Annotated in this window: 20 protein-coding genes; 10 read left to right on the forward strand and 10 right to left on the reverse strand. The window is 53.1% G+C overall.

What is annotated here, in order from left to right; genetic code table 11:
* Positions 1-16: 16 nt before the first annotated feature.
* Positions 17-370 (reverse strand): nitrite reductase small subunit NirD, encoded by a 354-nt coding sequence (gene nirD / locus Q8A57_RS05055; protein WP_305169900.1) that lies wholly within the window; start codon positions 368-370, stop codon positions 17-19.
* A 12-nt stretch (positions 371-382) separates the two neighbouring features.
* On the reverse strand, positions 383-2,920 hold the full coding sequence (nirB, locus tag Q8A57_RS05060; RefSeq protein ID WP_305169901.1) for a nitrite reductase large subunit NirB: 2,538 nt from the start codon (positions 2,918-2,920) through the stop codon (positions 383-385).
* Between the two features lie 383 nt (positions 2,921-3,303).
* Between nirB and Q8A57_RS05065 the strand changes: the two genes are divergently transcribed.
* A complete protein-coding gene (locus Q8A57_RS05065; protein ID WP_305169902.1) occupies positions 3,304-4,050 on the forward strand; it encodes a proteasome-type protease in 747 nt (248 codons plus the stop codon).
* Positions 4,051-4,114: 64 nt separating this feature from the next.
* Here the strand turns inward: Q8A57_RS05065 and Q8A57_RS05070 are convergent, their stop codons facing one another.
* Together Q8A57_RS05070 and Q8A57_RS05075 are read right to left on the reverse strand one after the other, a co-directional pair.
* Positions 4,115-5,071, reverse strand: coding sequence for an alpha-E domain-containing protein (locus Q8A57_RS05070; protein ID WP_305169903.1), 957 nt, complete (start codon positions 5,069-5,071; stop codon positions 4,115-4,117).
* Positions 5,068-6,516: a circularly permuted type 2 ATP-grasp protein gene (locus tag Q8A57_RS05075; RefSeq protein WP_305169904.1), complete on the reverse strand. Its 1,449-nt coding sequence runs from the start codon at positions 6,514-6,516 to the stop codon at positions 5,068-5,070. The genes Q8A57_RS05070 and Q8A57_RS05075 overlap by 4 nt, the downstream gene beginning before the upstream one ends.
* A gap of 247 nt (positions 6,517-6,763) precedes the next feature.
* Between Q8A57_RS05075 and Q8A57_RS05080 the strand changes: the two genes are divergently transcribed.
* Complete coding sequence (locus tag Q8A57_RS05080) at positions 6,764-7,852, forward strand: NHL repeat-containing protein (RefSeq protein ID WP_305169905.1); 1,089 nt, start codon at positions 6,764-6,766, stop codon at positions 7,850-7,852.
* Positions 7,818-8,468: a hypothetical protein gene (locus Q8A57_RS05085; protein WP_305169907.1), complete on the forward strand. Its 651-nt coding sequence runs from the start codon at positions 7,818-7,820 to the stop codon at positions 8,466-8,468. Before Q8A57_RS05080 ends, Q8A57_RS05085 begins: the two co-directional genes overlap by 35 nt.
* Before the next feature lie 55 nt (positions 8,469-8,523).
* Here Q8A57_RS05085 and argH read toward each other — a convergent pair whose 3' ends face one another.
* A complete protein-coding gene (argH, locus tag Q8A57_RS05090; protein ID WP_305169908.1) occupies positions 8,524-9,924 on the reverse strand; it encodes an argininosuccinate lyase in 1,401 nt (466 codons plus the stop codon).
* 117 nt (positions 9,925-10,041) lie between these two features.
* Between argH and Q8A57_RS05095 the strand changes: the two genes are divergently transcribed.
* The 6 genes from Q8A57_RS05095 (at position 10,042) to Q8A57_RS05120 (ending at position 16,206) form a co-directional block, all read left to right on the forward strand.
* Positions 10,042-11,121 (forward strand): sensor histidine kinase, encoded by a 1,080-nt coding sequence (locus tag Q8A57_RS05095; protein ID WP_305169909.1) that lies wholly within the window; start codon positions 10,042-10,044, stop codon positions 11,119-11,121.
* Between the two features lie 10 nt (positions 11,122-11,131).
* Positions 11,132-11,869: a LytR/AlgR family response regulator transcription factor gene (locus Q8A57_RS05100; RefSeq protein WP_305169910.1), complete on the forward strand. Its 738-nt coding sequence runs from the start codon at positions 11,132-11,134 to the stop codon at positions 11,867-11,869.
* 89 nt (positions 11,870-11,958) lie between these two features.
* Positions 11,959-12,894 (forward strand): hydroxymethylbilane synthase, encoded by a 936-nt coding sequence (hemC, locus tag Q8A57_RS05105; protein ID WP_305169911.1) that lies wholly within the window; start codon positions 11,959-11,961, stop codon positions 12,892-12,894.
* Entirely contained in the window at positions 12,894-13,682 is a 789-nt protein-coding gene (locus Q8A57_RS05110; RefSeq protein ID WP_305169912.1) for a uroporphyrinogen-III synthase, read from the forward strand. The genes hemC and Q8A57_RS05110 overlap by 1 nt, the downstream gene beginning before the upstream one ends.
* Before the next feature lie 86 nt (positions 13,683-13,768).
* Complete coding sequence (locus tag Q8A57_RS05115) at positions 13,769-14,989, forward strand: uroporphyrinogen-III C-methyltransferase (RefSeq protein ID WP_305169913.1); 1,221 nt, start codon at positions 13,769-13,771, stop codon at positions 14,987-14,989.
* Positions 14,986-16,206, forward strand: a complete 1,221-nt coding sequence (locus Q8A57_RS05120) for a heme biosynthesis HemY N-terminal domain-containing protein (protein WP_305169914.1) — start codon at positions 14,986-14,988, stop codon at positions 16,204-16,206. Before Q8A57_RS05115 ends, Q8A57_RS05120 begins: the two co-directional genes overlap by 4 nt.
* 77 nt (positions 16,207-16,283) lie before the next feature.
* Here Q8A57_RS05120 and Q8A57_RS05125 read toward each other — a convergent pair whose 3' ends face one another.
* The 5 genes from Q8A57_RS05125 to yrfG form a co-directional block, all read right to left on the reverse strand.
* A complete protein-coding gene (locus Q8A57_RS05125) occupies positions 16,284-17,843 on the reverse strand; it encodes a phosphoenolpyruvate carboxykinase (protein WP_305169915.1) in 1,560 nt (519 codons plus the stop codon).
* 86 nt (positions 17,844-17,929) lie between these two features.
* Complete coding sequence (hslO, locus tag Q8A57_RS05130; RefSeq protein ID WP_305169916.1) at positions 17,930-18,820, reverse strand: Hsp33 family molecular chaperone HslO; 891 nt, start codon at positions 18,818-18,820, stop codon at positions 17,930-17,932.
* 89 nt (positions 18,821-18,909) lie between these two features.
* Entirely contained in the window at positions 18,910-19,350 is a 441-nt protein-coding gene (locus Q8A57_RS05135; RefSeq protein WP_305169917.1) for a DUF4124 domain-containing protein, read from the reverse strand.
* On the reverse strand, positions 19,347-19,745 hold the full coding sequence (gene hslR / locus Q8A57_RS05140; RefSeq protein WP_305169918.1) for a ribosome-associated heat shock protein Hsp15: 399 nt from the start codon (positions 19,743-19,745) through the stop codon (positions 19,347-19,349). Before hslR ends, Q8A57_RS05135 begins: the two co-directional genes overlap by 4 nt.
* Positions 19,738-20,355, reverse strand: a complete 618-nt coding sequence (yrfG, locus tag Q8A57_RS05145) for a GMP/IMP nucleotidase (RefSeq protein WP_305170154.1) — start codon at positions 20,353-20,355, stop codon at positions 19,738-19,740. The genes hslR and yrfG overlap by 8 nt, the downstream gene beginning before the upstream one ends.
* Positions 20,356-20,436: 81 nt before the next feature.
* On the opposite strand from yrfG, the gene nudE reads away from it, so the two are divergent.
* On the forward strand, positions 20,437-21,006 hold the full coding sequence (nudE, locus tag Q8A57_RS05150) for an ADP compounds hydrolase NudE (protein ID WP_305169919.1): 570 nt from the start codon (positions 20,437-20,439) through the stop codon (positions 21,004-21,006).
* Positions 21,007-21,009 lie beyond the last annotated feature (3 nt).

The following is a 21,009-nucleotide window of genomic DNA, read 5'->3' on the forward strand; positions in this document are numbered from 1 at the left end:
TGTTGTTATACCGGGATCATCCCCTAAGGATTACCTGCCCATCGATCAATTCAACAGGAAAAACCGGCACAGGCGTGTCTTCGTTTTCCAGGCACTCGCCGGTGGTGAGGTCAAAATGTTGTTTGTAGAGTGGCGAGGCGACCACGATTCGCCCCTGGACATCGCCGACAATTCCCCGTGACAGCACGTTCGCCTTGCCGATAGGGTCCCAATTGCCGATGGCGTAGACCTGCGGCTCTTCTTCCGGCAGGTAAAAAATGGCGACCTGTTGGCCGTTCACCAGTGCGCAGATACCGGAGTTGGGAATCAGGTCCTCGTGCTGGCATATCACCAGCGCGTTTTCAGAGAGTCTGTTTTCTGCAGTGTTCATCAGCAATTCCTCCTACGCTGACTTGGCGATGATGTTCTGGAGTTCGTCTTCGTTGGCGGGGCGGACCTGACCGCGCTCCTCAACAAACACGACGGTTTCGTCTTTTGCGTCCGGGACGTTGACGAACTGGCGGAAGCGCTTCAGTTTTTCCGGGTCCTCAATGGTGGTTTTCCACTCGCACTGGTAAGTGCCGACGATGCTGTTCATTTGTTCTTCTAACTCGGCACAGATGCCCAGCTTGTCTTCGATAACAACTTCCTTCAGGTAGTCGAGACCGCCCTCCAGGTTATCCAGCCACACCGAGGTGCGCTGCAGCCGGTCGGCGGTGCGTACGTAAAACATCAGGAAGCGGTCGATGTATTTGATCAGGGTTTCGTCATCCAGATCAGTGGCGAACAGGTCGGCGTGGCGGGGCTTCATGCCGCCGTTGCCGCACAGGTAAAGATTCCAGCCATGCTCGGTGGCGATCACGCCAAAATCCTTGGACTGTGCTTCCGCACATTCCCGGGTACAGCCGGAAACCGCGGATTTCAGCTTGTGGGGAGAGCGCAGCCCTTTGTAACGATCCTCAACGTAGATCGCCATACCGACACTGTTCTGTACGCCGTAGCGGCACCAGGTGCTGCCGACACAGGATTTCACAGTGCGCAGCGCCTTGCCGTAAGCGTGGCCGGTCTCAAAGCCGGCGTCGATCAGTTCTTTCCAGATTTCCGGCAGCTCTTCGACACGGGCGCCGAACAGGTCGATGCGCTGACCGCCGGTGATCTTGGTGTAGAGGTTGTACTTCTTGGCGACCTCGCCGAGCACAATCAGCTTGTCCGGGGTGATTTCGCCGCCGGGTACCCGGGGTACCACGGAGTAAGTGCCGTTTTTCTGCATATTGGCCAGAAAGGTATCGTTGGTGTCCTGCAGACCCACATGCTTCTCTTCGAGAATGTAGTCATTCCACAGGGAGGCGAGAATAGACCCTACTGCCGGTTTGCAGATTTCACAGCCACGGCCACTGCCGTGGTTCTTGATCAGATCCTTAAAGGACTTGATGGACTCCACCTTGATGATGTGGAACAACTCCTGACGGGTGAAGTTATAGTGCTCGCAGATGGATTTGTTCACTTCCATGCCGCGGGCGGCCATCTCGTCGTCCACCACATTCTTCAGCAGCGCGGCGCAACCGCCACAGCCAGTGCTGGCGGCGGTTGTCGACTTCACGTCCCCCAGAGAACAGCAGCCGCCCTCAATGGCGTTGATGATGTCGCCTTTGCTGACGTTGTGGCAGGAACAGATGGTGGCCGTGGCGGGCAGGGCGGCCGCACCCAGCAGTGGTGCACCGCCTTCGCTGGCCGGCAGGATCATGGTTTCCGGGTTCTCCGGCAGTTCGATGCCGTTCAGGTAATATTGCAGCAGGGTGTCGTAGTCGGAGCAGTCGCCCACCAGTACGGCGCCGAGCACGGTCTTGCCGTCTGCGCTGACGATCATGCGCTTGTACACCTCGGCGCGTTCGTCGCTGAAGGTATAGGCGATGGAGCCCGGGGTCTTGCCGTGGGAATCGCCGATGGAGCCTACATCCACACCGAGCAGCTTTAGCTTGGTGCTCATGTCAGCCCCTTTGAAGGTATTGTGTTCACCGGTGAGCTGACTCACGGCTACCTCTGCCATGCGGTAACCGGGTGCTACCAGACCATAGATCATACCGCCATATAGGGCGCATTCGCCGATGGCATAAATATCGGAATCGCTGGTGCGGCAGTGGTAGTCAACATCGATGCCCCCGCGAGGGCCGACTTCCAGACCGCAATCTTTTGCCAGTTGGTCACTGGGACGAATGCCGGCAGAGAACACGATAACGTCGGTTTCTAGGGTTTCACCATCCGCAAACTTCATTACCAGCCGGGTATCGCCCTCGCCATTTGTTTCTTCAATGGCCTGGGTTGCCTTGCTGGTGTGCACCTGAACGCCCAAAGTTTCAATCTTGCGGCGTAGCATGGAGCTGCCGCCACCGTCGAGCTGCACCCCCATCAGACCGGGAGCAAATTCCACCACGTGGGTTTCAAGGCCGAGGTTCTGGAGCGCATTGGCCGCTTCGAGTCCGAGCAGGCCGCCACCGACAACGACACCTATTTTGGCATTTTTGCTTTTTGCCTGAATCAGGCCCAGGTCGTCGATGGTGCGATATACCAGACAGTCTGAGAGGTCAGAACCGGGTATTGGCGGAACAAAAGGGTAGGAACCCGTGGCCATAACCAGTTTGTCATACGAAAAAGTGCGGCCACTGTCTGTGGTGACAATTTTGGCATCGCGGTCGATGGCGACTACGGCGTCGCCAAAATGGGCGGTGACACCCAGCTCTTCATAATGTTCACGGGTCGTCAGGGCTAGCTCTTCCGGTTTGCGTCCGGCGAAAAATTCTGACAGATGGACTCTGTCGTAAGCGGGACGTGGTTCGGCCCCGAGTACGGTAATGTTGGCTGAAACGTCTGAGGTGGCTAGTTGTTCCACATAATGGTGGCCCACCATCCCGTTGCCTATGACGACGACATTTATGAGTGACATATTGCATCTCTCTCAGTTGTCTGACGCCTTTTGCACCGGTTGGTGTAGGTGCGGGCGTCAGGGGTTATCTGACACGCACCTCGTTGTGCAATAAAAGGTAGTGATCTAATAAAGCAATTTATGTGCCACAAAACAGGGTTTTGATTTGTATGGTTTTTTTTAAAAAAGGTCGGGAGTGAATCTGTTTTTGCACCAACTTGGCCAGCGGTTGTGCGTTATGTTGGTGCCGTGGCTTCTTGTCGGCGCAGTTTGGTGACATTCTGTCTGTGGGCCATGATCGGATAATTGATGTTTGATATATGGCTTTTATCGGGGGGAGGAATTATTCTTTTCAGCCCATTTTTAAAATCCTTCATCCCAAACTCTGGAGCCTCCTTGTCACCATGACCTATTGTGTTGCCATTAAATTAAATGAAGGATTGGTTTTCTGCTCAGATTCGCGCACAAACGCAGGTCCTGACAGGGTAAGTACCTACAGCAAGCTGCATCGCTTTTCCATTCATGGTGATCGGCAGTTGATGATGGTTACCGCTGGGAATCTGGCGACCAGTCAGGCGGTGGTTGCCCAGATAGAGCGCGATTTGAAAGAGGATGCGGAGTTTAATCTGCGTAAAGCCAGTTACGTGGCAGATATTGCCGATTATGTGGGCTCTCTCAGTCTCAGAGAGCAGGGCAAACATAGAGGTGGTGCAGTCGGCGGTGGCTTTAATGCCGAGGCGACCTTTATTCTGGGAGGTCAGATCAAGGGCGGTGACCCCGAGTTGTACATGATTTACCCGGAGGGGAATCATATTACGGCCTCGGAGCAGTACCCATTCTTGCAGATTGGTGAGACCAAATATGGAAAGCCTATCCTGGACCGGATCATCAGGCCCGCTACACCCCATGAAACAGCCATGCGCTGTGCGCTGGTTTCACTGGATTCCACTATGCGCAGTAATGCCACAGTGGGACCGCCCATAGAATTGCTGTTTTACCCCACAGACAGCCTCTCCAATACATCCCATTACTATAAGTTTGAGGAAAATGATCCCTATCTTGTGAAGTTGCGTCACAGCTGGGACGAGAATATTCGCAGAGCCTTTAATGAGCTGCCGCCACTGTCTCTGGTTTTTGGCGCAGACATCTGAGCTTAGAAGACGATAAGGCTAAAGCCCCCTTTTGCCGTAAATTCAGCAGCGGGGGCTTTTGGGTTCAGGCTTCTTGTGGTTCCGTGGGGATTGGCAGGAACCAGGTGTTGGTAATAGCATCGTCCAGGTCGCAAAGGTAGATCTGGAACTGATCGATGAACTGGTGAAGCTCTTCATAGCTCTTTTTCTTAACATCAAAACGGGTCAGTTTGCGCAATGCTGATTCGGCAATACCAATAGCAGTTTCATTATTCTTCAAGGGCTGAAGCTCTTCGAGGATACCCTTCAGGCAGAAGGCCACCGTTCGTGGCAGGGTCTGTTCCTTGAAAATAAAATTGACTGCCGGGTCGGGTTCAACGAGGGGGCCAATTTTCTGCCGGTAGGCGCTGATGGCAGAGAGGGACTGCAGCATACTGCTCCACAGCAAGGTGTCTTCTGCCGGGTTATTGTTCTCCCGCTCGAGAATAGCGCCTGCCCCGACATCGACAATCCGCGTGGTCATGTCGGCGCGTTCCATCAGGTGACCCAGCTTGATAAAGCGGTGGGGGTGGTCCCGGCACAACGTGGTCATCAGCAAGCCATTAATCATCTGGCAGCGGGAAATGATCTGCTCCAGAAACTCGTAGCGGTGCCGTCTGCCGACAGATTTCTCGGCCATGTCTTTGCACATAATGTGCAGTTCGTTGACATGCTCCCAGGTTTCTTCCGGTAGTACGTCGCGGGTCGTTCTCACGTTTTCGCGTGCGGCCTTGATGGCGTAATTGATACTGGAAAAATTGTTGAGGTCAGCGATTAAAAACCTCAGCACATTCTGTTCGTTGAAGACGCGGTAATGTTTTTTGAAAACAGGTTCGGCGTCGAGAATGTCCACCAGAACCTGCCAGCCACCCAGTTCGGTACCTCTGGGCAAGTCCAGAATCAGGTGGGTGTAGGCACTGGTAAAGCGGGCCGTGTTTTCTGCGCGCTCAAGGTACCTGGACATCCAGTACAGGCGGTCAGCGACGCGAGACAGCATAGTCATTTGTTGCTCTCCACAATCCAGGTATCTTTACTTCCTCCGCCCTGTGAAGAGTTCACCACCAGCGAGCCTTTCACCATGGCCACACGCGTCAGGCCACCCGGGGTAACCCATACATCCTTGCCCTGCAGAATAAAGGGTCTCAGGTCTAGGTGCCGCGGTTCGACTTTGTGGTCAATGCAGGTCGGGGCTGTGGAGAGTGACAGGGTGGGTTGGGCAATGTAGTTGCGAGGATTTTCTTCGATCAGTTTGGCAAATTCACGGCGTTTCTCTGCGCTGGCATGTGGGCCAACCATCATGCCGTACCCGCCGGATTCATTGGCCGGCTTGACCACGAGTTTGTCGAGATTTTTGAGGACGTATTCGCGATCCTTCTCCAGCATGCAGAGGTAGGTTTTGACGCTTTCCATCAGAGGTTCTTCTTTGAGGTAGTAGCGAATCATCTCCGGCACATAGGCATAGATTACCTTGTCGTCTGCAACTCCACTACCTGGGGCGTTGGCAATGGCAAGGTTGCCGGCTTTCCAGGCGCGCATGATTCCGGGGACCCCGAGCTTCGAGTCTTCCCGGAAAACTTCAGGGTCGATAAAGTCCTCATCAATCCGGCGATAAATAACATCAACCCGCACTGGGCCATCTACGGTGCGCATGTAGACGCAATCGTCATCGTCTGTAAACAGGTCGCTTCCTTCTACCAGTTCGGCACCCATACTTTGGGCGAGAAAGGCATGTTCAAAATATGCTGAGTTGTAAATGCCCGGCGTAAGGACGGCAATACAGGGTTTGCGGTTCTGTTGTGGTGACAGTGAAGCCAGTGTTTTGTAGAGCTGTGTCGGATAATCATCTACCGGCATGATGCTGTAATTTTCAAACAGCTCGGGCAGAACGCGTTTTGTGATTTCACGGTTTTCCAGCATGTAGGAGACACCGGAGGGTACGCGCAGGTTGTCCTCCAGAACATAGAATTTTCCATCCTTGTTCCGCACCAGATCAGAGCCGCAGATGTGGGCCCATGCACCATATCGGGGCGAAACGCCCTGGCATTGGGGTTTGTAATTGGTGGACTCAAGCACGATGTCTGCTGGTATTAGCCCGTCTTTAAGGATTTTTTGCTTGTTGTAAACGTCATCAATAAAACAATTCAGGGCACGGCTGCGCTGTTTTAGACCAGTGCTTACCCGGTGCCATTCCTTAGCTGAAATGGCCCTGGGAATAATGTCAAAAGGCCAGCTGCGGTCGATGTTGCCGCCTTCGGTATACACCGTAAACGAGATGCCCATGTCGCGGATGGCCAGCTCGGCTGCGGCTCTTCGTTCTTCCAGTTCGCCGCCAGGGAGGTTTCGCAAAAAGTTCATGATCCCCCTCGCTGCTAAACGGGGGTTGCCTGTGGAGGTAAGCAGCTCGTCAAAAAATGAGCCTGAGTCGTAGGATTTCCAACTTTTATTCATAGGTTGTCACATACCTCCTAGCGTGACGGAAGGCTTCGTACATGTTATGAGCCCTTAGAGACAAAATAGCAATAGCTATGCCAATAGTAGTAGATTCATAAAATAGTTAGTAAGGCGTGTTTATGAGCCAATCAAAAAAAGCCCGCATAGTCAAAGGGCAATGTGACGTGGATTTTGATGCGTCATAAATTCATAATGCGGCTTGTGATGAGTAATGACACTCAAAGAAACGCAACAGGGATGTGATATGAATAAGTCGGTAAACCCGCTGGTGGCACTTCTTGTCATCTTGTTTTTTGGTGGCCTAATCGGACTGAACTTCTACTTTAATCAGCACATGCTGGAGGTAGAGCGTCCAACGTTTATCACCAATACCCCTGATGGTCATCTGGCCATCCAATTTGGTCGGCAATTGTTCCTGATAGACGGCGACTCTGGTGATGAGGTTGTCGTTGACCTCGATGGACAGGGATTTGCTGACAATATCGGAAATTTCGATTTCTTTGACAACGGCGACCTTCTGTTGAGATTGGGAGCTGCCCCGACGTCGATCGTGGAGGCGTGGGATGTGGTGATGCGATCCACCAATCATAATTATGAGCAAGCTGATGGTAACTTTATTGCCCGCTGTCAGCTCGGTGATAGAAAGTGCCAGGAATTTAGCACCGATTTGCCCGGATTTGATCGTGCCTTCAGGGTATTTATCGAGCGCGATACGGATACCGTGTATCTCGCCGATACAAGCCGTCACCGTATTCTAAAACTAGACAGCACCGGGAAATTGCTGGCAACGGCCGAAGGATTTAAGTTTCCCAACCAGATTGCTCTGGTGAACGATAAACTGTGGATTGCGGACACCAATAATCACCGATTTGTGGCTGTTTCACCCAAAACAGAGTCCTTCGGTAAGGTGTTGTCGGAAATAGCTATAACCCCCGATAGTCTGCACATTTGGCCATCGGCCTTTGTGCAGGTTGACCGGGATTGGTGGGTCTTGGCGATGGGGGACAATATGTCCTACGGGCGTGTGGTGCGCTACACCGATACCGGTGTTGAGCTGGACCAGCTTGATATGCCCTCTGGGGCTGACCCGCTTTCCCTAGCGTTGTGGGGGGATAATATCCTGGTGGCTGACTATGGACGATTAGCATTTTATCGCTATGACCGCAGGGGTGTACGGCAGGTGGATTTTTCCACGCCCTCTCTCGCTGCGCTGATTAATGAAAAGAGAGCAGAAATTGAGCGTTGGCGTTATGCGGGATATTCATGTTGGGCGATTTTTGCGCTTGGGTTGCTGGTGTGTGGCAATTCGTCAACAGAAACAGACTATCCCTGAGGATAACGAATCACTCATCGAATCCGATAATGGCATGGAATCGGTCCCGACGACTGGGATCTGGATAGAGGCCTCCCGGGCGGCAAAATGGTTGCCCTATGTGTTGATATTGATGGTGGTTTTACTACCTGTGTTTGCTCTTCCAGTTGTGTGGGATGAGGATGCTATTTCCCATGACGTGATGATGATGAGTATTTTTCTGGCGCTTCCTTTGCTGTTGATTGCGAGGCCGATGTTAAAAATGACAAAAATGCGTTTGGGTATATTCCCCTCGCATATTGAGTTGATAGATTTTTCGGGTCAGCGCCACCGCACGACATTTGAAGATGTGTACTGCAATAGACAGGGTGCCTGCAAGGTCGGTGACTTCGTACTTCCGCTGGGGGCAGATAAGCACGGGTTTTTTCCTCAAAACGAAGTTCAGCGTTGGTTTGTACCCAGGTTGTTGTCAGAAAACAAGGTGGGGGATTGGACCATGATGAAGTATCAATGGCGCAGTCCTGAGGGTTTGATGAATTCATTCCCGCTGGTCATTGCCGTATTCTGTGCAATGGCTATTTACCTGGAAAGAGACGCAGTTCTGGAGTGGGTGCAAGCGCTCATTGCGATGGTGTAGGAGGGCATTAAGCATAAAAAAAGCCGGCAGATACCGGCTTTTTTATTCTTGGCTGTTACCCGCGTTGAGCTAGCCGCTCTTTTGCATCTGCAATAGCCTGTCGGACCTGTTCCGGCGCTGTACCGCCAATGTGGTTGCGAGCGGCAACAGAACCTTCCAGCGTCAATACATCAAACACATCCTGTCCGATGACATCGGAGAACTGTTGTAACTCCTGTAAGGACATGTCTGACAGATCTCGGTTGTTGGCAATGCCGTATGCCACGGATTTGCCGACAATCTCGTGAGAGTCGCGGAAGGCAATGCCCTTGCGTACCAGGTAGTCAGCGAGGTCGGTGGCCGTGGAAAACCCGCGCCGCGCGGCCTCTCGCATATTGTCTTTTTTGGCTTCAATGGCAGGCACCATATCAGCGAAGGCTCGCAGGCAATCACGGACCGTATCGGCAGTGTCGAACAGGGGTTCCTTGTCTTCCTGGTTGTCTTTGTTGTAGGCCAGGGGTTGGGACTTCATCAGCATCAGCAGTGCCACCAGGTGGCCGTTAACTCGGCCGGTTTTTCCCCGCACCAGTTCCGGTACGTCGGGATTTTTCTTTTGGGGCATGATGGAGGATCCGGTGCAAAACCGATCCGGCAGCTCAATAAAGTTGAACTGTGCCGAGGTCCAGAGCACAAGCTCTTCCGACGCACGGGATAGGTGGATTAGCAGCAGGCTGGCAAAGGCGCAGAATTCTATGCCGAAATCCCGATCGCTGACGGAGTCCAGTGAGTTGCGGGTGGGACCATCAAAGCCAAGTAATTCGGCTGTCATATGTCGGTTGATGGGGTACGTAGTTCCGGCCAGTGCGGCGGCACCGAGAGGTGACTGGTTGAGGCGTTTGCGGCAGTCCTGCAGTCGGCTGTAGTCCCTTTCGAGCATTTCGAACCAGGCCATAAGATGATGGCCAAAGGTCACCGGTTGGGCGGTTTGCAAGTGGGTAAAGCCGGGCATGATAGTGTCCGCTTCTTTCTCCGCCAGCTGCAAAATGCCCTGTTGCAACCGCGTTAGCTCCCTGGCGATGACATCAATTTCTTCCCGCAACCAAAGGCGGATATCGGTGGCTACCTGATCATTTCTGGAGCGGCCGGTATGCAGTTTCTTTCCGGTGACGCCTATTTGAGAGGTCAGTGCAGCCTCTATATTCATGTGCACATCTTCCAGTGCCAGGCTCCACTGAAATGTGCCATTTTCTATGTCCGTCACAATTTCGGTCAGGCCGGTCTTGATAGACTGGAGTTCGTCTTCACTGAGAACGCCGACACTGGATAACATGGCAGCGTGTGCCATGGAACCCTGAATGTCCTGCATGGCCATGCGCTGGTCGAAGTCTACCGAGGCGGTGAAGCGGGCCACAAATTCGTCGGTGGGCTCGCTGAATCGTCCACCCCAGGACAGGTTGGTATCTTTTGAATCGCTCATGGCTAAATAGGCCCTTTATTACTGATGTGGCGAAGGATAAAGTATCGCAGAGTCCGGCGACGGCGGGATTATAGCAAAGAGGGATAGTTAGCGAATGACCAGTATGGAAATGCCTGAATGGGTTGGCTGAGTAAGTGGAAAGCCGGTGGTCAGAAACCGGCGCGGATGCTCTTTAGCGAGGGAGACCATTTTCTGCCTGACCTGTGTCGAGGGCAGGGGTTGTTGGCGGTTGTGGTTATTTCCGAATTGCTGGCGCTTCTGGTCACTATATCCGATACCGGGTTGCAGCATTTCGATTGGGTGGCATTTGCCAAGATCTCGCTGCTGTCTTTATGGATTGCATTGCTCAGCGCGGCAGTGCTGTGTCTTTCTAACCGATTGCTTTCCGGGACGCGTCTTGTCACGGCTGCACTGGTTTCTTTCCTGTTGATTTTGCTGGTGACGTTAATTTGCGGGGTGGTGGCAGAAGGGGTCATGTCCTGGTATTCAGGACCTCGGGACAGTCGCGGCTACAATCTCTGGAACGTCGTAGAGTATCTGCTATTAGCGGCCATTCCTGCCGGTATTTTGCTGCGATATCTGTTTCTTCAGCAGCAGCTCAGATTGCAACAGCGGGCAGAGTTGGAGGCTCGAATCCAGGCGTTACAGTCACGTATTCGGCCGCACTTTCTGTTTAATAGTATGAACATGATCGCAAGCCTGATCGGTTCTGATCCGGAAAAAGCTGAACGTGTTGTGGAGGACATGTCTGATCTGTTTCGCTATGCGCTGACAGATTCTCACACGCTGGTGCCGCTGAGGGAGGAATTGGCGCTCTGCCGTCGCTACCTGTCACTGGAAAAGCTGCGACTAGGTGACCGTCTGACCGCCCGTTGGGAAATCGGGGATTACGGGGAGGGGGTGCATATTCCCTGTCTGACGTTGCAGCCGGTGCTCGAAAATGCGATTTATCATGGCATTCAACTGCTGCAGGAAGGTGGTGAAGTGTCTATTTCGGTAAAGCGCATCAACGACCGGATTGAAATTGTGGTCTCCAACGCTCTACATCGGGCATTACAGCAGCACCGCGGCAACAAAATGGCATTGCACAACGTGCGGCAGCGCCTTAAGGCCCATTTCGGGAACGCGGCCAAGGTCACTGCGGAACCCAGCGAAAGTTGCTATATTACCCGTATTAGCTACCCCATAGGATGGTAGGGCCTGTCAGATGAGAGTGTTGATCGTTGATGATGAACCGCTGGCTCGCGACCGATTGAAAAGGATGTTGTCGTCTATCGGTGGCTGTGAGGTTGTTGGTGAAGCTGGCAGTGGCGAACAGGCGCTGGGAGCAGCGGAAGAGCTGAGCCCCGATCTTGTTTTTATGGATGTGCGCATGCCGGGCATGGATGGACTCGCGGCAGCTCAATACCTGGCGGAGCTCAATCCGCCGCCGGCGGTGATTTTCTGCACCGCCTACGACGATTATGCAGTGGAGGCCTTCTCTTCCGAGGCCATCGGTTACCTGCTGAAACCGATCAAACAGGTGGAGCTGGAAAATGCCATCATGCGCACCAAGCGCATTAACAAGGCGCAGCTCTCTGAATTACAGGACTCCCCTTTCTTCCAGTCCGAAGGGCGCAGCCACATCGCTGCCAAGAATCGCCGCGGTATCGATCTGGTGGCTGTGGCCGATATTCGCCTGTTTCAGGCGGACCATAAATACGTCACAGCCTATCATACGGAAGGCGAAGCCCTGTTGGACGAAACCCTGAAAGAGCTCGAGGACGAGTTTGAAGGACGCTTTGTGCGAATTCACCGCAATGCCCTGGTATCTATACCGCATATTGAGGGTTTGGAGCGCAATATTGACGGACAGTTCTTTGTACGTCTGCACAATATGGATATTCGCCCGCAGGTGAGCCGCCGCCATGTGGCACCACTGCGCAAACTACTAGAACAAATCTAGCAGGTAAGGTGCTCTTTCCCGGGGCTGTGGAGCAGGAGAATTAAGCTGCTTCTGTTATCATGTGGCCTCAAACAATAAGGCCTGAATTCATGACCTCCAGACATCTCCGTATTGCCACCCGTAAAAGTCCACTGGCCCTATGGCAGGCAGAATATGTCAAAGAACATCTGCTGCAATTACATCCTGATCTGCAAATATCTCTGGTGACCTTCACTACCCGTGGGGACAAGATTCTGGATACCCCTCTGGCAAAGGTGGGGGGTAAGGGGCTATTCGTGAAGGAGCTTGAAGTGGCCATGTTGGAAGGTCGGGCAGATATCGCGGTCCACTCCATGAAAGACGTGCCCATGGAATTTCCTGAAGGATTGGGTTTAAGCGTGATCTGTGAGCGGGAAGACTCACGTGATGCTTTTGTCTCAAACAGGTTTTCATCCCTGGAAGATTTGCCTCCGGGCAGTCATGTGGGCACTTCCAGTCTGCGGCGGCAGACGCAGCTTCTGGAACGGTTTCCCCAGCACACCGTTGGAAGCCTCAGAGGCAATGTGCAGACCCGCTTGAGTAAGCTGGATGCGGGTGAGTTTGATGCCATTGTTCTTGCTACGGCAGGTCTTGTCAGACTCGAAATGGAAGATCGCATTCAACAGCGCATTGCCCCTGAAGTCTTTTTGCCCGCGGGTGGTCAGGGTGCGGTGGGTATCGAGTGCCGGGTGGATGACGAAGAACTGCAGAACCTTTTACAACCTCTACACCATGAGGTAACGGCAATCTGCGTACGCGCCGAACGCGCCATGAATCGCAGGTTAGAGGGCGGCTGCCAGGTGCCAATAGGTTGTTATGCGATACCCGTTCCCGATGGAAAATTGTGGTTGCGGGGGTTGGTGGGTTCACCTGATGGTGCCAGGGTGCTAAGGGCGGAGGTTACCGGCAGCCCTGAGGATCCGGAAGCGATCGGAATCCTGCTGGCGGAAACCTTGCTGGCCCAGGGTGCGGCAGAGATTCTTAACGAGGTTTACGGAAACGGTTGATGCCATCATCCTCTCGCCAGTCCAGGAGTGTATTGCTGGTCAGGGCTGAACAGCCGAATGATGAGTTTGTTGATAAGCTCATCGGCATCGGGGCTCAAGTTTTTCGCTGCCCGGTGATGGATATTGCACCTGTGGTGGGCCGGCCTGAAATGCAGGCTATCAAATCCCGGATATTGGACTTTGATCATTATCAAATCGCTATTTTTATCAGCAAAAATGCGGCGCGATATGGACTGGACTGGTTGTACAATTACTGGCCGATGTTGCCTGACGGGGTGCGATATTATGCTGTCGGCCAAAGCACGGCTGAGTTACTACGCGAACATCAGCTTGCAGTGGAGACCCCGATAGGGCGTGCTGATAGTGAGGGGCTGCTTGCGTTGCCATCTCTGCAAACTGTCTCGGGTGAAAAGGTGCTGATCTTTACCGGAAAGGGTGGGCGCGAGGTGCTGGCTCAGACACTGCGGCAACGGGGTGCGGAGGTGGACCGCTGTGAGCTTTATGAGCGCTGTGGCACAGTCCGGCACGCTGATGAAATTAATCACCTGCTACAACAGTCGCAGGTGGATATTGTGGTTGCCCATAGTGGTGAATTACTGCAGCAGCTCTTTTCTTGTGTTGTAGCTGGCAGTCGCCATCAACTACAGGCTTTGCCTGTGCTTGTGCCCGGTCAGCGGGTGGCGGATATGGCCAGAGATCTTGGTTGTCGTGAGGTATTGGAGGCAAATTCAGCCTTGCCAGATGACATGGTTTCGACAATTCTTGAATGGTACAGTAATCACGGATAATCCCGGGTGGCTGCTTTGCGCGGCACGCGTGGTGTGGGGGAGGTGGAGGATGGCCACCATGGAATGCATTTGCAGGAATAAAGCCAGTGAATAACGACAAACCCGAAACTTCGGATAAAAACGAATCGACGGCTGCACCGGCAGGTGGTGGCAGTCAGGGCAACGCCAAGGAAGGGGAGGTAAAAAAGCAGTCGACTCCAGACGTGTCTACACCATCGACCGCAGAACCAGCCGCCAAACCCCAACAGCCGACGAGCAAACCTCAGCCCACTAAAAAAAGTGGGGCTTCGGTCATTCTCTGGCTGTTGTTAATCGCGTTGATTTCCGCTGCTGGCGCATGGTGGTGGTTTTATGGGCAGCATACTCTGCTGCAGAATCCGCCGGAAGAAATGGTAAATAGTGGCCTCAGGGATGAGCTGTCTCAATTGCGAAGCCAGCTGTCGGGTGTTGAGCGTGCACGAGAAGCGTTGGCGAATCGACTGGAAACACAGATTCTTGAGCAGCAGGAAACTCTGAATAGTCAAGCTCGGCGCCTACGCGAACTGTCGACGACGACAAGAACAGACTGGTTATTGGCAGAAGCGGAATACTTGCTGCGGCTTGGTAATCAGCGATTGCTGACAGAAAGAAACAGCGAGAATGCCTTGGCACTGTTGCTTTCGGCCGATGATATTTTACGAGAGCTGGATGACGTCAAATTGCTGCCAGTGAGAGAGGCTCTGGCGCGTAATATCGTGGCGTTAAAAAGTCAGCCGGTGGTGGACCGCGAAGGGCTGTTCATCAAGCTGAAAGTGCTGGCCGAAGCATCTGAAAATCTGTCGGTGGTCCCGCCTAAAATACCCGCATCAAGGGCAGTAGAACCGGAGCCGCTGCAACCAACCGAGGCAGAATCTCCCTGGTATACCCCGTTGCTAAACGCGGGCCGCGTGGTTTTGGCAGAAGCGCAAAAACTGGTCGTTGTTCGCCGTCGCGATAATCCCGTTGACCCGTTGCTCAGCCCCGAGCAGGAAAAATTGTTGCGCCTGCAGTTGGGCGTCATTTTCAAGCAGTCACAGTTGGCATTGCTGGGTGAGCAGCAACAGGTTTATGAGGCGAGTCTGGCAGAAGCTATCGCCCTGACGAAAAATTACTTTGAAGTGAATGACCTGGCGGCGCAGTCTTTGATCGAACAGTTGACGTGGCTGCAGCAGCAGCCTGTGGTTCAGGTTCGACCGGATATCTCGGAGGGGCTGGATGCGCTACGTGACTATATCGACAGTTGGCATAATCGCCACGAGGTCGAATCTGCTGGAGGCGCACAACAGTGAAAAAATTACTGTTGCTGATTGCTGTGGTGGCTTCTGTCGGCGGCCTGCTGGCATGGCAACTGAGTGAAACCAGCGGTTATGTTCTTATCACGCTGGGTCTTTACAGTGTTGAGATGAGCGTGTGGACCTTATTGCTTCTCTTGCTATTGCTATGGGCGGCTCTTCGGGCGTTGGCCTACCTGATAAGACTGATAGTTGAGCCCGGTAAGAGGCTGGTACGAGTGAGTACCACAGGGCGCAAGGCCCGTCATCGCAATCGCACCGCTCGAGGGTTGTTGCAATTTATTGAGGGCCGCTGGGACCAGGCTCGGCGAAACCTTATGCGTTCCGCCAAACATGCAGATATGCCCTTGCTGAACTATTTGGCAGCAGCGAATTGTGCCTATGAACTGGGTGATCAGGATGAGGCCAACAGGCTGCTGGTTATGGCGGAAGAAAGTGACGCTGGTGGTGAGCTGGCGATCGGCCTGGCTCAGGCGCGAATGCATTTGCGAGATCAGCACTTTGAAGAAGCGCTGGCGATCCTGCGCAGGTTGTACGCCAAGACACCTGATCACCCTATGGTGCTGCGGATGCTGGTCAGTGCTTACCAGGGGTTGGGTGATTGGAAAAACCTTGAAAAAATGCTGCCGGACTTACGTCGCTATAAGGTGTATGACAAAGAACACTTGGAAAAACTCTCCATTGATGTTTCCCGCACTTTGATATTGCAGCTTGCGGCGCAGGCAAAGGAAAGCGGAACCCCCGAAGATATACAGAACCTGACTAGGTTCTGGCAGGACCTGTCCCGTGATATGCGTGCAGATGTCCATGTGCAGCAGGCCTATATTGAAAGTCTGGTGCAGTTGGGTGAGCAGACACAGGTTGAAACCCTGTTGCGCAAGGCGCTGAAAAACTCCTGGGATGAACGCTTGGTCAGACTATATGGTCTGGTGGATGGTGGTGATGCGAAAAGGCAGCTACTGGTGGCGGAAGCCTGGCTCAGGGAGCGACCCAATGACCCGACTTTGATGCTCACTTTGGGTAGGCTGAGTATGAAAAATCAGTTGTGGGGTAAAGCTCGCGACTACCTGGAGAGTTCACTGGCATTCAGGGCGCAGCCTGAAGCGTACGCAGAGTTGGCCAAGCTGATGGTTCAGTTGGGGGAGCATGAGAAAAGTGCCCATTATTACCAGCAGGGGTTAACGCTTAGCACGGGGTTGTCAGCTGTAAAGTAGCAGTAACGTAAGCGCCGAGGATTTCTCGGCTAATAAAAAAGGGCGCCACTTGGCGCCCTTTTTTATGTGAGACAGTGTCAGATTTGGGGGCCTGCACTTAATACGCTGTCTGTCACATCGAAGCGTTTGATGTTCTCTACAAACAGGCTGGCCAGCTTGGTGGCCTGCTCATCATAGGCAGCTTTATCTTCCCAGGTTTCGCGAGGGTTCAGATAGCTACTGTCCACACCGGGAATCGTAGTGGGGATTTCCAGATTGATGATGGGCAGTTTCACGGTTTCCACATTTTCCAGGTCACCATTTTGAATAGCAGCAATAATGCCGCGGGTAACAGGAATGGGGAATCGTGAACCGGTACCGCCAGCTGCACCTGAACCACCAGTCCAACCGGTATTGACCAGGTATACGCGGCTGCCAAAATCTTCAATGCGTTTCATCAGCAGTTCAGCGTAGACATTCGCAGGCCTAGGCATGAACGGTGCACCAAAACAGGTGGAGAAGGTTGGCTGGATACCGGCAGCACCACCCATCTCGGTGGAGCCGACACGGGCGGTATAACCACTCAGGAAGTGATAGGCGGCTGCTTCTTTGGAGAGAATGGATACCGGAGGCAGCACGCCGGAGACGTCGCAGGTGAGGAAGATGACATTTTTAGGCTCGCCTGCACGGTTTTCTTCGCAGCGCATTTCCACATGTTCCAGTGGGTAGCTGCAGCGACCGTTTTCAGTCAGGCTGGTGTCGTCGTAGTCGGCAGTGCGTTTTTCGTCGGTGACAACATTTTCCACAATTGCGCCAAAACGAATGGCATCCCAGATGACCGGCTCGTTTTTCTTGCTCAGGTTGATAGTCTTTGCGTAGCAGCCGCCTTCCATATTGAACACAGAGCCTTTCGACCAGCCATGTTCGTCATCGCCGATCAGGAAACGATTCGGGTCGGCAGAAAGGGTGGTTTTGCCGGTGCCGGAGAGGCCAAAGAACAGGCATACATCGCCATCTTTGCCGACATTGGCAGCACAGTGCATGGGCATGACATCTTTTTCCGGCAACAGGAAGTTTTGCACCGAGAACATTGCCTTTTTCATTTCGCCGGCGTACTTCAATCCGGCGATAAGCACCTTGCGCTGACCGAAGTTAATGATGCCCACCGCTTCACTGTTGGTACCATCGCGCTCAGGATCACAGACGAAATTGGCAGCGTGGAGAATTTTCCACTGCTCCTTGTTCGAGGGGTTGTAGCGTTCCGGGCGGATAAACATATTGCGGCCAAAAAGGTTGTGCCAGGCCGTCTCGGTGGTCACTTTTACCGGCAGGTAATGTTCGGAATCCTGACCAACATGGAGGTGTGAAACAAAGCGATCGCGATCAGCCAGATGGGCTTCAACGCGCTCCCAAAGGGCGTTGAATTTATCGAGGGAGATAGGGCGGTTGACTGAGCCCCAGTTGATATCATCCTGGCTGCTGGGTTCTTCTGCAATGAACCGGTCAGCGGGTGAACGCCCAGTTCGGTTGCCGGTGACTGAAAGCAGTGCGCCCGTATCTGTGAGGTGCCCCTCACCGCGTTGAAGCGCCAGCTCAATCAGTTCAGCCTCGCACAGATCTGTGTAAACATTCACTGCAGAATCTTCGATTTGCGTCATCAGTTTGGTCCTGTTGGGTAAGTTCAGGTCGGTTAAAAAGCCCTGCCGGGCTAAAAAGGTCGGCAATTATGCCAGAAAAAAATGGACTAGTGGAGTGTTGGTGGACTTTCGTCGAACAAGCGGTCGATATCCGCTTGATGGAAGCCATAGTGCTGATGACAGAACTCACAATGGATGTCGATAACACCCCGTTCTTCCAGAATGCCTTGTAGCTCTTCTTGACCCAGTGAAGTCAATGCCTGCGCTATTCTTTCCTCAGAACAGCTGCAGGCGAATTGCACTGGACTGGGGTCAAAAAGGCGCAGTTCGTCCTGGTGAAAGAGGCGGTAGAGAAGTTCGCTGTGCTCCAGATTCAGTTGTTCCTCAGGAGTCACAGTCGCGGCCAGCTGGCTCACATGTTCCCAGAGTTGTTTGTTGGCTTCAGGGTCGGCTTCTTTTTGATGGGGAAGAGCCTGAATTAGCAGTCCTGCCGCACGGGGTGTTTCAGTGCTTGCCTCGGCACTGAGCCAGATGCGCGTGGTGAGTTGCTCAGATTGATAAAAATAGTCTTCGAGACAGCCGGACAGGCTGTCGGCTTCCAGTGGAACGATGCCCTGATAACGCTCTCCCTGATTGGGGGTGATCGTCAGGCTGAGGGTGCCGGTTCCGATCAGGTCTTGCAGGGCCAGTGTTTCTTCATACTCGAATTCGTGATCAAAACGGGCGATGGCTCTCAGGTGGTGGTGGCGGGTGCAGTCAGCCATGATGGTCGACAGTGGTCCACTGCCTTGGGCCTGGAGCGTCAGGACGCCATCAAATTTCAGGGTGGCGCTCAGCAGGCCGACGGCCGCCATAAATTCTCCCAGCAGCTCCCTGACCGGTGCTGGATAGTCAGCATTAGACAGTACGCGCTGATAACTGTCTTGTAGAGTCAGTATTTCGCCGCGAATATCGGAATGCTCGAAGATGAAGCGTTGTAGCTGATCGGCATGACTCATGCTGTGGCCTCCATAAAAGGGCGGCGAATGTAGAGATGTTTGGAGGTTTTGTCCAGAGGCCCAACGAGTTCTGCTTTTAGCAAGTTGGGTCAAGAACAGTACTTGTCAATTTCTCGAGCCAGTTTGTCTGCTCGCTGCTGCCGTTCTTCCTCGGTGACAATGACCTCCTTGCCATTCTTGTCGATAAAGGCAACCCGACCGCGCAAGACCGACAGTTGGTTTTTTGCCCGTTGGCAGGCTTGTTGTTGGTTTGCTTCCTGCTGCTGTTTTTCAGCCTGCTGCCGTAGCCGGTAGTTTTTTTCTTCTGGCGTTTCACCGGCGAACACCTGTTTTAATTTATCCGTTTCCGAAGTGCTTGAGTCGCTGTTGAGTGGACGGAGCTGACCGGAAATGTCTTTGCTGGCGGTTTCGTTCTCCGGCGGTTTGTCGGAGTAATGGATTTTTCCGTCGGCATCTTTCCACTGATATATCTCGCTAAATACCATCAATGGCAAGATCAGCACTAGCGTGCAAAGAGTTGTGCGAATCATAGGTTCTGCTCCTTGAATCGATGAATCTGTCGGCGTTGTTTTTTGCTGGGGCGATGATCCAGAGAGGGGCGTGTAAGGTTGGCTGCTTTGCGCTCCTCAGCCTTTTTTTCGCGCTGAGCAATACTGTCTTCAGTTTCCTGGTAAAGGTGCACCGCCTCGCTGGCGCCACGCCGTTGTTCTGACAGCTTCTTGATCACTACCGTTTTTTCATCCCGGCCCTGGCGGATGACCAGCTGAATCCCAACTGTCACTTCTTTGCTGGGCTTGGCGCGTTGTCCGTCAATGTGTACCTTGCCGCCCTCAATGGCAGCCTTTGCCAGGGCACGGGTTTTGAAAAAGCGTCCTGCCCAGAGCCATTTGTCCAGTCGAACCTTGTCCTGACTCTGGTCATCCATGGGGGAAAATCTCATTAAAATGTTGGATGCTGGGAAAGCCGTTGACCTGGCGAGCCTGCTGTTTGCTGTCTGGTTGGCTGATGCCCAGCAAATGGCCGATACCGTACTTTTTTGCCGCCTTGAGTACCTCTAGTGAGTCATCTATAAAGAGTGTTCTCTTAGGCTCAAAATGTTGCTGTTGTTTAAGTGCATGCCAGAAGTTAGGGGATTCTTTCGGATGGCCAAACTGATGTGAGGTGTAGATGTGGTCGAGTAACGGGCCAATGCCGGTAAGCGATAGCTTCAGTTCCAGACTCTGGGGATGCGCATTGGTAATAAGCACCCGTTGTATGCCAGTTTCGCCCAGCTGAGTCAGGAATTCCTGAACGAAAGGCCGCTCAACGATGAGGTGCTCAACCTCTTTTTTTAACTCGCGGATGTTGACGGAGAGCTCTTTTGACCAGAATTCCAGGCAGTACCAGTCCAGGGTTCCTCGTTTTTCATTGAAACGATTGTGCAGGTCTTTGGTGGCTTGGTCGGGACAAACACCATGATGCTCGGCATAGCGCTGGGGCAAATGGGTCAACCAGAAATAGTTGTCAAAATGCAGATCCAGCAGGGTGCCGTCCATATCCAGCAGCACCGTATCAATGTTAGTCCAGTCAATCTTCACAGTTATAATGAAACGCCGCAGACGAGTGATGATTCCAGTATGCCCACAAAACCCCGGATATTGAAGCGCCAGGCCTTGGCTAAAACTGCCCTTTTTAGTGTGGAACAGATGCAACTGGAGTTTACTAATAAAGAGCGACGAACTTATGAGCGTTTGATGCGCCCCGGTCGGGGTGCTGTGCTGATGGTGCCCATGCTGGATGCTGAAACTGTCCTGCTTGTGCGGGAGTATGGTGCCGGTATAGAAGATTACCATCTGTCGCTTCCGAAAGGTGCCATTGACGAAGGGGAAACCCCTCTTGAGGCAGCTAACCGGGAGTTGATGGAAGAGGTGGGCTACGGTGCCCGTCGTCTAGAGTTGATCAAATGCCTGACCCTATCGCCAGCTTATATGGAGCACGATATTCAGGTGGTGTTGGCAGAAGAGCTGTATAAAAAAAGTCTGCCCGGAGATGAACCCGAACCTATCGAGGTTGTTCCCTGGCCGATCAAAGATCTGCAAGCACTGGCCGAGCGCGATGATGTCAATGAAGGCCGGGCTCTTGCAGCGCTTTATATTGTCAGAGATTTACTCGCAGCTCGCAGCGGCGGTATAGGCAGCTCGGTGTAATGT

The sequence above is a fragment of the Porticoccus litoralis genome (assembly GCF_030676955.1).
GTDB lineage: Bacteria > Pseudomonadota > Gammaproteobacteria > Pseudomonadales > Porticoccaceae > Porticoccus > Porticoccus litoralis.

Coding starts and splice junctions, on each gene's coding strand:
- nirD (WP_305169900.1), bottom strand. CDS start 370: ATGAACACTGCAGAAAACAGACTCTCTGAAAACGCGCTGGTGATATGC.
- nirB (WP_305169901.1), bottom strand. CDS start 2,920: ATGTCACTCATAAATGTCGTCGTCATAGGCAACGGGATGGTGGGCCAC.
- Q8A57_RS05065 (WP_305169902.1), top strand. CDS start 3,304: ATGACCTATTGTGTTGCCATTAAATTAAATGAAGGATTGGTTTTCTGC.
- Q8A57_RS05070 (WP_305169903.1), bottom strand. CDS start 5,071: ATGACTATGCTGTCTCGCGTCGCTGACCGCCTGTACTGGATGTCCAGG.
- Q8A57_RS05075 (WP_305169904.1), bottom strand. CDS start 6,516: ATGAATAAAAGTTGGAAATCCTACGACTCAGGCTCATTTTTTGACGAG.
- Q8A57_RS05080 (WP_305169905.1), top strand. CDS start 6,764: ATGAATAAGTCGGTAAACCCGCTGGTGGCACTTCTTGTCATCTTGTTT.
- argH (WP_305169908.1), bottom strand. CDS start 9,924: ATGAGCGATTCAAAAGATACCAACCTGTCCTGGGGTGGACGATTCAGC.
- Q8A57_RS05095 (WP_305169909.1), top strand. CDS start 10,042: ATGGGTTGGCTGAGTAAGTGGAAAGCCGGTGGTCAGAAACCGGCGCGG.
- Q8A57_RS05100 (WP_305169910.1), top strand. CDS start 11,132: ATGAGAGTGTTGATCGTTGATGATGAACCGCTGGCTCGCGACCGATTG.
- hemC (WP_305169911.1), top strand. CDS start 11,959: ATGACCTCCAGACATCTCCGTATTGCCACCCGTAAAAGTCCACTGGCC.
- Q8A57_RS05110 (WP_305169912.1), top strand. CDS start 12,894: ATGCCATCATCCTCTCGCCAGTCCAGGAGTGTATTGCTGGTCAGGGCT.
- Q8A57_RS05125 (WP_305169915.1), bottom strand. CDS start 17,843: ATGACGCAAATCGAAGATTCTGCAGTGAATGTTTACACAGATCTGTGC.
- hslO (WP_305169916.1), bottom strand. CDS start 18,820: ATGAGTCATGCCGATCAGCTACAACGCTTCATCTTCGAGCATTCCGAT.
- Q8A57_RS05135 (WP_305169917.1), bottom strand. CDS start 19,350: ATGATTCGCACAACTCTTTGCACGCTAGTGCTGATCTTGCCATTGATG.
- hslR (WP_305169918.1), bottom strand. CDS start 19,745: ATGGATGACCAGAGTCAGGACAAGGTTCGACTGGACAAATGGCTCTGG.
- yrfG (WP_305170154.1), bottom strand. CDS start 20,355: ATGGACGGCACCCTGCTGGATCTGCATTTTGACAACTATTTCTGGTTG.
- nudE (WP_305169919.1), top strand. CDS start 20,437: ATGCCCACAAAACCCCGGATATTGAAGCGCCAGGCCTTGGCTAAAACT.